The sequence below is a fragment of the Streptococcus porcorum genome (assembly GCF_053203725.1).
Map to the genome: position 1 here is coordinate 1 of NZ_JBRUDG010000046.1, position 10,388 is coordinate 10,388.

A 10,388-nucleotide genomic window follows, 5' to 3' on the forward strand; every position below is an offset into this window, starting at 1 on the left:
ATAGCGAAGATTTTGTGATATACTAGTCATGAGAAGATTCCTTTTTTGATGAGTGGTGGTACTCTTATCATATCAGGGAATCTTCTTTTTTGACTTCTAGAAGTCTCACATCTATTGTAACGCTACAATTTCCTTGGTCATCATTTTACTCCTTGTTTTTCTTCCTATTATACTACAAGAAGAATCCTTTGACTTGACAAAGATAATCATTTAGCATTTAATGGAATAAATCAATAAAAAGCGAGAACTTATGAACCAATTAATTTATGTTGCAGATGATGAAAAAAATATTCGCCAGCTCATCGAAAATTTCTTATTAGATGCAGGGTTTAGAGTATTGAGTTTTGAAACTGGGGACGCTTTATTACAACGTTTTAATCAAGAACCAGCTGATCTTGTCATATCCGACGTCATGATGCCTGGGATTGACGGCTTTAGTCTAGTAGCGCAACTCCGCAAACAATCCGATATCCCTATCATCCTTCTCACAGCTAGAGATAGCGATGCTGATTACATGACAGGTTTTACTATGGGAGCAGATGATTACTTTACCAAACCATTTTCTCCTGTTGCACTGACCCTAAAAGTAAAAGCTACCTTAAACCGACTTGAAAAAATACCTCCCCCATCACAACAAGAAATGAGTCTTGGGGACTTACATCTTTCTCTTGATCAGAGAACTGCCTTTTATAATCAGCAAGAACTCAACTTAACCAACACTGAATTTCAACTGTTGCAGTTTTTAATGGAGAATGCCGAAAAAGCTCTATCCCGAGAAGAGTTATTAGAAAAGGTATGGGGATACGATAGCGATGTCGAAACACGCGTCACTGATGACACCATCAAACGATTACGAAAAAAACTAAGGGCAGTTGATAGTCATGTTTTTATTGAAACCGTTTGGGGATTTGGATTTAAACTGATTGAAAAAAAGGAGACAAAATGAAAAAATTTTTCAATCCTAGACTTAAAACCAGTTTATTTCTCATCCCATTAACGAACTTGGTCCTTGCTTTTATTCTAATCTTCTTGGTCTTCAACCTTACTATCCGCCAATACATTGAGACCAGTACAGCTTCGGCAATTTCTCAACAATTTGATACGTTAGATCAACTTTATCAAAGTACGGGTACAAGCCAGCAACTAGATACCTCCAATCAAAATCAAGCCATCTTTTCAACCCAATACCTGATCACAACTGATGATTTTGAAGAAGAGTATTCCTCAATATCGTCGAATGATAGTAAGCAAAAAAAAGTTTCTAAGCAGCTCTTAAAATTTCTCTCTAACGAAGAAGATGATATTGAGCATCAACTAGAAGCTGAGAAGGGAATTATTGTGACGATAGATGGGAGTAGTTACTATCTTAAAGCTAAAGAATATTGGGGGGCTATTTCAGACTACTATGTCACTGACTCAAAAGATGATGATGATGATACTAGTCATCTTGCATTAGTTTATACCAATATTACACCCATCCAAGATTTTCTAAACTTAATCAATAACCTGTTACTTGGACTAATGGTGCTAACCGGTGGATTAGCCTTTGTATTGATTTTTTTGACCGCTAAAAAAATTGATACTGCCTTTCAAACTCTGAGGAACTTCATCTTAAAAGTTGGACGTCGTGAAAAAACAGATAACATATCAAAACTATCTTATCAAGAATTTAATCAAGTAGCAGATACCGTTCAAGAAATGTCCAACATGATTGAACAAAGTCAAGCTAGCCAGCGCTATTTTTTCCAAAATTCCTCACATGAGCTTAGAACTCCACTTATGTCTATTCAAGGATATGCCGAAGCTATCAAAGAAGGTATCGGGACTAATCCTAAAGAATCTGCTCAAATTATCCTAGATGAGAGTCAACGAATGACAAAGTTAGTGGATGACATCTTACTTTTATCAAAATTAGAAGGAAGTCAAAGTCAACTTCATATTGAGGAAATCAATACCAAAGAACTCATTTTGGATTGTTCTTGGCGTTTAAAAAGTTTAGCTGAAGAACGGTCATTAAACTTTGTTCATAAGTTGGAAGATTATCTTTTCATTCAAGGAGATGAAGAAAAATTAGAGCGTGCCATCACCAATATCTTATCTAATGCTATCCGATACGCACGGTCAACTATCACTATTTGTAGTCTTGAAATCGATGATTGTTTTCAAATTATCATCAAAAATGATGGCCCGCAAATTCCAGAAAAGGATCTAGAACACATATTTGATAGATTTTATAAAGGACAAGATGGTCAGCACGGCATTGGACTAGCTATCACTAAAGAAATCATATCAATTCATGGCGGTGATATTACAGTCTCATCTACATCAGAGCAAACTGTCTTTACCTTGATACTCCCTAAAACTCCACTAGCTGACAGGTGAGTGACATAGTAAATACCAGGAGAAAAAGATTTAACATACTTCAAATTAAACTAAATAAACTTTTTAATTTCTAAATTTCACCCCAATTTCATAATCAAAAACACTCTAAAAGTTAACCTTTAGAGTGTTTTTTTATTGCCTATTTTTGGAATTAACATTAACCGTCTTAACGGCGACGTTTCGTTGCAAGTCCAAGTGATGCAAGGATCATACTTACTCCCATTGCTGTAACTGCTGCTGAGTTATCTTCGCCTGTTTTTGGAAGAGTTTCTGCAGCATAAGCTATTTTAGCTGGTGTTTCTGATCTAACAGTAACATCTGGCTGAACTGGAGCTTTTGGATCAACAGGAGTAACTGGTGTTACTGGATCTGTTGGATCTTCTGGGGTAACTGGGGCAGTTGGGTCAACAGGAGTAACAACTTTACGGTAGATGTGAGTTGTGTTACCATTCTCATCTGTAATTGTCTTACCTGTGAACTCATAACCTGGGATGGAGGTACCTTTGTTTGGTGTTGTACCTTCTTCTTGCGGTGCAATTGGGTTACCTGCTTCGTCAACATGGTTTGTTACAACCTTAGTTACCTTACGGTAGATGTGTGTAGTATTGCCATCTTCATCCGTAACTGTCTTACCTGTGAACTCATAACCTGGGATGGACTTGTTAGGTGTTGTACCCTCTTCTTGCGGTGCAATTGGGTTACCTGCTTCGTCAACATAGTTTGTTACAACCTTCTTAGCAGGTGTTTCTACTTTACGGTAAACGTAAGTTACTTCAGTAGTCTTACCACCTTCAACTGTACCTGTTTCTGAACCTTCCACACGAACAAGCTCATAAGTTGTACCATCTTCTGTAGTGATAGTGTTTGGCTTGTTGTCAGTTGTATCATAAGACTTACCTGCTGGAGCGTTTATTTCATCTTGAACAGGTGACTTAATTACTGTACCATCTTCAGTCACATAGTTCACCACTACGTTACCATTTTGAACGTAAGGGATTGGTGTGTCAATACCTGACTCGTCTGGAGTTGGTGGCACATAACCCTTGCTTGGATCTGTTGGATCAACTGGTTTCAATGGTTCGTTGGTCTTAGGATCTACTGGTGTGAAGCCTAGAACATGTGGAATGGATGGAACTTCACCACCTGGATAAGGTGTTGTTGGATCAAGCGGCTTATCTGGGTTAGTTGGATCGAATGGGTAAGGGATTACTGGGTTAACTGGAGTTGGATTCTCTGGTGTTACAGGAATTTGTGGGATCCAGTTAGCAACTTTCTGGTACTTGTAGATTACTACAGTTGTACCTTCAGCAACTTCACCTGTTTCATTAACTGGGTTACCATTTGGATCTACAGCAGTTGTCTTAGATGGAACCAATACATAACGAACGCCGTCTTTCACAATTTCAGCTGGCTTATCACCTTCATCAGTCGTATCGTATTTGGTACCTGTTACAACTGCGTTCTCATCAAGAACTGGATCTTTCAGAACGTTTGATTCGTTACCTGCTTCAACATAACGGATAACAACTGAACCTGTCTTCACGTTTGGAGTTGGAGCAACAACCTTACGGTAAACATAAGTTACAATCGTTTCACCTTCTACAACCTTGCCTGTTTCTGAACCTTTCGTAAGAACTGGAACAAGCTCGTAAGTAGTACCATCTTCTGTTGTGATAGTAGTTGGTTTGTTATCAGTTGTATCGTAAGCTGTACCTGTTGAGCTAGATGGAGTATCTATTACAGGTGCTTTGATAACCTTACCTTCTGTATCAATGTAATTAACAACAACCGAACCTTTCACTTCTTCGTAAACATAAGTAATTTGTTTATCTTCACCAGAGGTTACTGTTCCATTTTCTTCACCAGTCGTCAAGTTTGGAACAAGTTTATATGTCTTACCATCTTCTGTTGTGATAGTGGTTGGCTTGTTGTCCTCAGTTGAATATGTCTTACCTGGTTCTGCATTCTCTTCATCCTTAATTGGAGATTTGATAACAGTTCCATCTGTTGTCACATAGTTAACTGTTACTGAACCTGTTGGCTCGTAGACGTATTGAACAGTTGTTGTACCTTCAACAACAGTACCTTTCTCAGCAGCTGAAGTGTCTTTCACTTCTTTGTAGAAGTAAGTTACACCATTTTTGGTGATTGTTGATGGTTTGAAATCAAATGTTTCATAGACAGTTCCAGTTGTTGTTTCTGGTGTGTCTACAACATCTGTTGCGATTTTCTCACCCGCAATATTGTAGTACTCAACCACAACATTACCAGTCTTAGCTGCAGGAGTTTCAACTTTACGGTAAACATAAGTTACTTCAGTAGTCTTACCAGATTCAACTTCACCATTTTCAGTACCGATGGTTGCAGTTGGAATCAACTCGTAAGTCTTACCATCTTCAGTAGTGATTGTAGTTGGCTTGTTATCTGTTGTGTTGTACTCAGTTCCTGGTTGAGCATTGGTTTCGTCATTCACAGGTCGCTTGATAACTGTACCGTCTTCTGCAATGTAGTTCACCACTACATTACCTGCTTTTTCATACACATACTGAACTGTTGTCGTTGTTTCTGCTACTTTACCAGTTGTTGGGGCAGACGTGTCTTTTACTTCTTTGTAGTAGTAAACTGTACCATCTTCAGTTGTGATGGTTGCTGGACGGTTGTCTTCGTCTGTGTTGTAGACTGTACCGACAGACGTATCATCTTCGTCAACTACAGTTGTCGCAATCACTTCACCATCTGTATTGTAGTATTCAACCACAACATCCGACTTCACTTCTTCATAGATGTAAGTGACTTCGAGTGTAGTATCTGATTCAACATCACCTGTTTCGTTACCAATGGTTGCACTTGGAACCAGACGATAGACTTTACCATCAGTTGTAGTGATAGTTTCTGGTTTGTTATCTGTCGTATCGTATGAAGTGCCTGGTTGAGCATTGGTTTCGTCATTCACAGGTTGTTTGATAACTGTACCGTCTGCGAGTGTGTAGTTAACTACAATGTTACCTGCTGGCTCGTAGACGTATTGAACAGTTGTAGTACCTTCAACAACAGTACCTTTCTCAGCAGCTGAAGTGTCTTTCACTTCTTTGTAGAAGTAAGTTACACCATCTTTTGTGATTGTTGATGGTTTGAAATCAAATGTTTCATAGACAGTTCCAGTTGTTGTTTCTGGTGTGTCTACAACATCTGTTGCGATTTTCTCACCCGCAATATTGTAGTACTCAACCACAACATTACCAGTCTTAGCTGCAGGAGTTTCAACTTTACGGTAAACATAAGTTACTTCAGTAGTCTTACCAGATTCAACTTCACCATTTTCAGTACCGATAGTTACACTTGGAACCAATTCGTAGGTTGTGCCATCTTCAGTAGTGATTGTAGTTGGCTTGTTATCTGTTGTGTTGTACTCAGTTCCTGGTTGAGCATTGGTTTCGTCATTCACAGGTTGCTTGATAACTGTACCGTCTTCTGTGATGTAGTTCACAACAACATTACCAGCTTTTTCATAGACGTAAGTCACTTGAGTGGTGCCTTCGACAACCTTACCTGTTTCAGAATCTGAGTTAGCCTCTACTTCTTTGTAGTAGTAAACGGTGCCATCTTCTGTTGTGATCTTAGTTGGTTTGTTATCAGTCGTGTCGTAAGTAGTACCTGTTGAAGTTGTCTTGGTATCAACTACTTGTGATGCGATGACGTCGCCAGCAGTGTTTACATAGTTAACGACAACGTCACCCTTAACTTCTTCGTAAATATAAGTGACTTGTGTCACACCTGGAACAACTGTACCTGTTTCATTACCAACTGTAAGTGTTGGAACAAGGCGGTATGTCTTACCATCTGCAGTTGTAATTTCAGTTGGTTTGACATCTCTTGTGTCGTAGGCTGTACCTGTTGAAGTTTCTGGTGTGTCTGTAACAGGCGCTTGAAGAACTGTGCCATCAGTTGTGACATAGTTAACCACTACTGAGCCTTTGACTTCTTTGTAGACGTACGTTACTTCGGTTGTTTTACCTGCTTCTACGGTGCCGGTTTCACTACCGATTGTCGCAGTTGGAATCAACTCATAAGTCTTACCGTCTTCAGTTGTGATAGTGGTTGGCTTGTGATCTGTTGTATCGTATGAAGTGCCTGGTTGAGCATTGGTTTCATCAGCTACAGGACTTGCGATGACTGTGCCATCTTCTGCGATGTAGTTCACAACTACATTACCAGCTTTTTCATACACATACTGAACCGTTGTCGTTGTTTCTGATACTTTACCAGTTGTTGGGGCAGACGTGTCTTTTACTTCTTTGTAGTAATAAACGGTACCATCGTCTGTCGTGATAGTTGCTGGTTTATTGTCTTCATCTGTGTTGTAGACTGTACCGACAGACTTATCATCTTCGTCAACGACAGTTGTCGCAATCACATTACCCTCTGTGTCATAGTATTCAACGATAACGTCGCTCAATACTTCTTCGTAGATGTAAGTGACTTCAAGTGTAGTATCTGATTCAACATCACCTGTTTCGTTACCAATGGTTGCACTTGGAACCAGACGATAGACTTTACCGTCAGTTGTAGTGATGGCGTCTGGTTTATTGTCTGTTGTATCGTAAGCATAACCAGGTGCTTGGTTTGTCTCGTCATTTACAGGATCCTTAAGTACGGTACCGTCTGCCAGTGTGTAGTTCACAACTACATTACCAGCTTTTTCGTAGACGTAGGTCACTTGAGTGGTGCCTTCGACAACCTTACCTGTTTCAGAAGCTGAGTTAGCCTCTACTTCTTTGTAGTAGTAAACGGTACCATCTTCAGTTGTGATCTTAGTTGGTTTGTTATCAGTCGTGTCGTAGGCTGTACCTGTTGAAGTTGTCTTCGTATCTACAACTTGTGATGCGATGACGTCGCCATCGGTATTGATGTAGTTAACAACAACATCACCCTTAACTTCTTCGTAAACATAAGTGACTTGTGTTACACCTGGAACAACTGTACCTGTTTCATTACCAACTGTAAGTGTTGGAACAAGGCGGTATGATTTACCATCTGCAGTTGTAATTTCAGTTGGTTTGACATCTCTTGTGTCGTAGGCTGTACCTGTTGACGTTTCTGGTGTGTCTGTTACAGGATCTTGGATAACTGTACCGTCTGTTGTGACATAGTTAACCACAACTGAACCTTTGACTTCTTTGTAGACGTACGTTACTTCGGTTGTTTTACCTACTTCTACGGTGCCGGTTTCACTACCGATTGTCGCAGTTGGAATCAACTCGTAAGTTTTACCGTCTTCAGTTGTAATCGTTGTTGGCTTGTTATCTGTTGTGTTGTAGTCATAACCTGGTTTCACATTAGTTTCATCAGCTACAGGACTTGCGATGACTGTGCCATCTTCTGCGATGTAGTTCACAACTACATTACCAGCTTTTTCATACACATACTGAACCGTTGTCGTTGTTTCTGATACTTTACCAGTTGTTGGGGCAGACGTGTCTTTTACTTCTTTGTAGTAATAAACGGTACCATCGTCTGTCGTGATAGTTGCTGGTTTATTGTCTTCATCTGTGTTGTAGACTGTACCGACAGACTTATCATCTTCGTCAACGACAGTTGTCGCAATCACATTACCCTCTGTGTCATAGTATTCAACGATAACGTCGCTTAACACCTCTGTGTAGATATAGGTCACTTCGAGTGTCTTACCTGCTTCAACACTACCCGTTTCAGCAGCTGAATCTGCTTGCACTTCTTTCAACTGATACACTTTACCGTCCGCTGCGGTGATTGTTAATGGTTTATTATCCTCTGAAGTCGAGTAAGTAGCACCTGGTTTCCCATTTTCAACATCCATTACCGAATCTTTTAATACAGTGGCTGACGCGTCATCTAGAACATAATTAACCTTAACATGGCCTGCTTTTTGATAAAGGTAAGTGACTTCGGTTACTCCTGGAGCAACTTTACCGGTCTCTGGTGCTGAACCTGTTTTAAGCTCCGTACCCGTTGGCAAGATATAATAAACATCCCCTGTTGTATCTACTACAATTTTTTCTGGTTTATGATCAGTTGTTGAATAGTCTGACCCCGTATCTCCATCATTGGTATCAACAACTTGAGGTGCTAGGGTCGTTCCGTCAGTCGTCTCATAATTGACGATGACATCCCCCTTCACAAGTTCATAGTAATAAGTAACTTCTGTCGTACCCTCTACTACTTTACCAGTTTCTGCACCTTCAACGGCCTTTGGAATACGTTTATAAACTTTACCATCAGTCGTTGTAATCGTTTCTTTTATTTGGTCCCTAGTATCATAAGGCTGACCAACTGGCGTATCACGTTCATCACTCACTGATGGACTAATCTCAGTACCATCCACGGTCTTATAGTTTACCGTCACATTACCTTTGACTAACTCGTAGACATAAGTAACGATTTTCTCACCTTCTGTAACCGTACCTGTCTCATCTGCTGATCCTGTTTGAATCTCTTTATAGCGGTACAATTTGCCATCAGCAGTTGTAATTGTCGTTGGTTTATGATCCGTTGTTGTATAAGGTGTCCCAAGTGATGATTCTGGAGTATCTTCAACCGTATCAGCAACTGTTTTATTGTCCTCAGTTAAACCGGAAATAGGATTGCCATCCTCATCTACATATTTAACCGTTACTTTACCTAAGACTTCTTGATAGACATAGGTAACGGTTTTAGCACCAACACCCACTTCACCAGTTGTTGGCTCTATACCATCTGTTTTGCTCGTATCGGCATGACTGATAAGGTTACCGTCATCTCCTACAGTTCCAACAGGATAGTTACCAGACGCAACCAAACGATAAACACGCTCACCTACTGTAATCTCTGACTGACGTTTATCAGCAGTATCGTAAGGTGTCCATGTCTCTGTTGGATCGGGGCTGTCGATAGCCGTGTCAGCAATGGTATTGCCATTAATATCAACATAAGCAACTAAGACCGAACCATAAGTCTTTTTAATTTGAACGGTTGAACGGTAACCTTCTAAAAAGTTTGTTGAACCATTAACTGCAATAGCCGTTGTTGTTGTAATACTTGAACCACTACGTGCATCAGCTGGCGTTGTTAAACCATACTCAAAGCTAACCATGCTACCTGTTTTTAAAACAACACCAGGATCTGACACCAGCTTGATGGCTGTGACTTTACTATAATCATCGACAACATCTGTCCAACCTGTAAGGTTTGCACCAGATTCATTTGAATCTTGCTCATCTGTTGTGTAGTAAACTGTCCAACCTGTCGGTGCCGTAATTGGTCCTGTTAGGGTTGGAGTAAACTGACTACCTCGTGATTTAGAACCATCAAAAATTTCATCCTGACTATTAGACAATACTGTGATTACTGTCATATCAGAATAGTTTGTTCCTACAGTATTGTTTTGAATAGAAGCTTTAATGGAAACCGTATCGCCTGCTTCAACTCCTGTGGTATCAAAGCTATAGCCACCCGTATATTTAGATTGGTCATAAACAAAGAGTGCCTTAGGAGAAATCCCTTTGATAGTACCGCTGACACCGATAATTGATGTCTCACCAGCTGTATCACCTAAATCTTGATCACCATCCAAGTCCAAGGCATCTTCCCCACCTGAGCGAACAAAGTTACTTAAACTATCAAAAGCCAACCCATAATAAACATTGGTCGTCTTAGTTTCTGTTGGAGAGCCATAAAAATATTCTTGAGTCATGGTGTAATCAACATAAACACCAGCTTCTGTCTCATTAACAGATGTCACACCATCTACAAATGGAATCTTATAAACGGTATAACTTTCTCCATTAATATCAACTTTTTCAGTTTGATAAGTTGATACATCCTTAGATAATTTTGTTGATGGAATACGGAATCCTGTAACTTCCGGCTCTATAATTTCTGTAGTGGGTAAGAACACCGTGGAAATTATGGAGCCTTTTTGAATATAGAAAAAGGTCCCATATGACCTATAATGAAAAGCGACGAAACTCACATTAGAAAGGGTTCATATG

At 39.8% G+C, this 10,388-nt stretch carries 3 protein-coding genes; 2 read left to right on the plus strand and 1 reads right to left on the minus strand.

All coding sequences use genetic code 11. The features are described 5' to 3' along the window. The first annotated feature begins 250 nt into the window (after positions 1-250). A complete protein-coding gene (locus ACVRWY_RS08945; protein ID WP_354369840.1) occupies positions 251-946 on the plus strand; it encodes a response regulator transcription factor in 696 nt (231 codons plus the stop codon). After that, a complete protein-coding gene (locus ACVRWY_RS08950) occupies positions 943-2,382 on the plus strand; it encodes a sensor histidine kinase (RefSeq protein WP_354369841.1) in 1,440 nt (479 codons plus the stop codon). The genes ACVRWY_RS08945 and ACVRWY_RS08950 overlap by 4 nt, the downstream gene beginning before the upstream one ends. Before the next feature lie 166 nt (positions 2,383-2,548). Here ACVRWY_RS08950 and ACVRWY_RS08955 read toward each other — a convergent pair whose 3' ends face one another. Next, positions 2,549-10,294 (minus strand): MucBP domain-containing protein, encoded by a 7,746-nt coding sequence (locus ACVRWY_RS08955; protein ID WP_354369842.1) that lies wholly within the window; start codon positions 10,292-10,294, stop codon positions 2,549-2,551. Positions 10,295-10,388 lie beyond the last annotated feature (94 nt).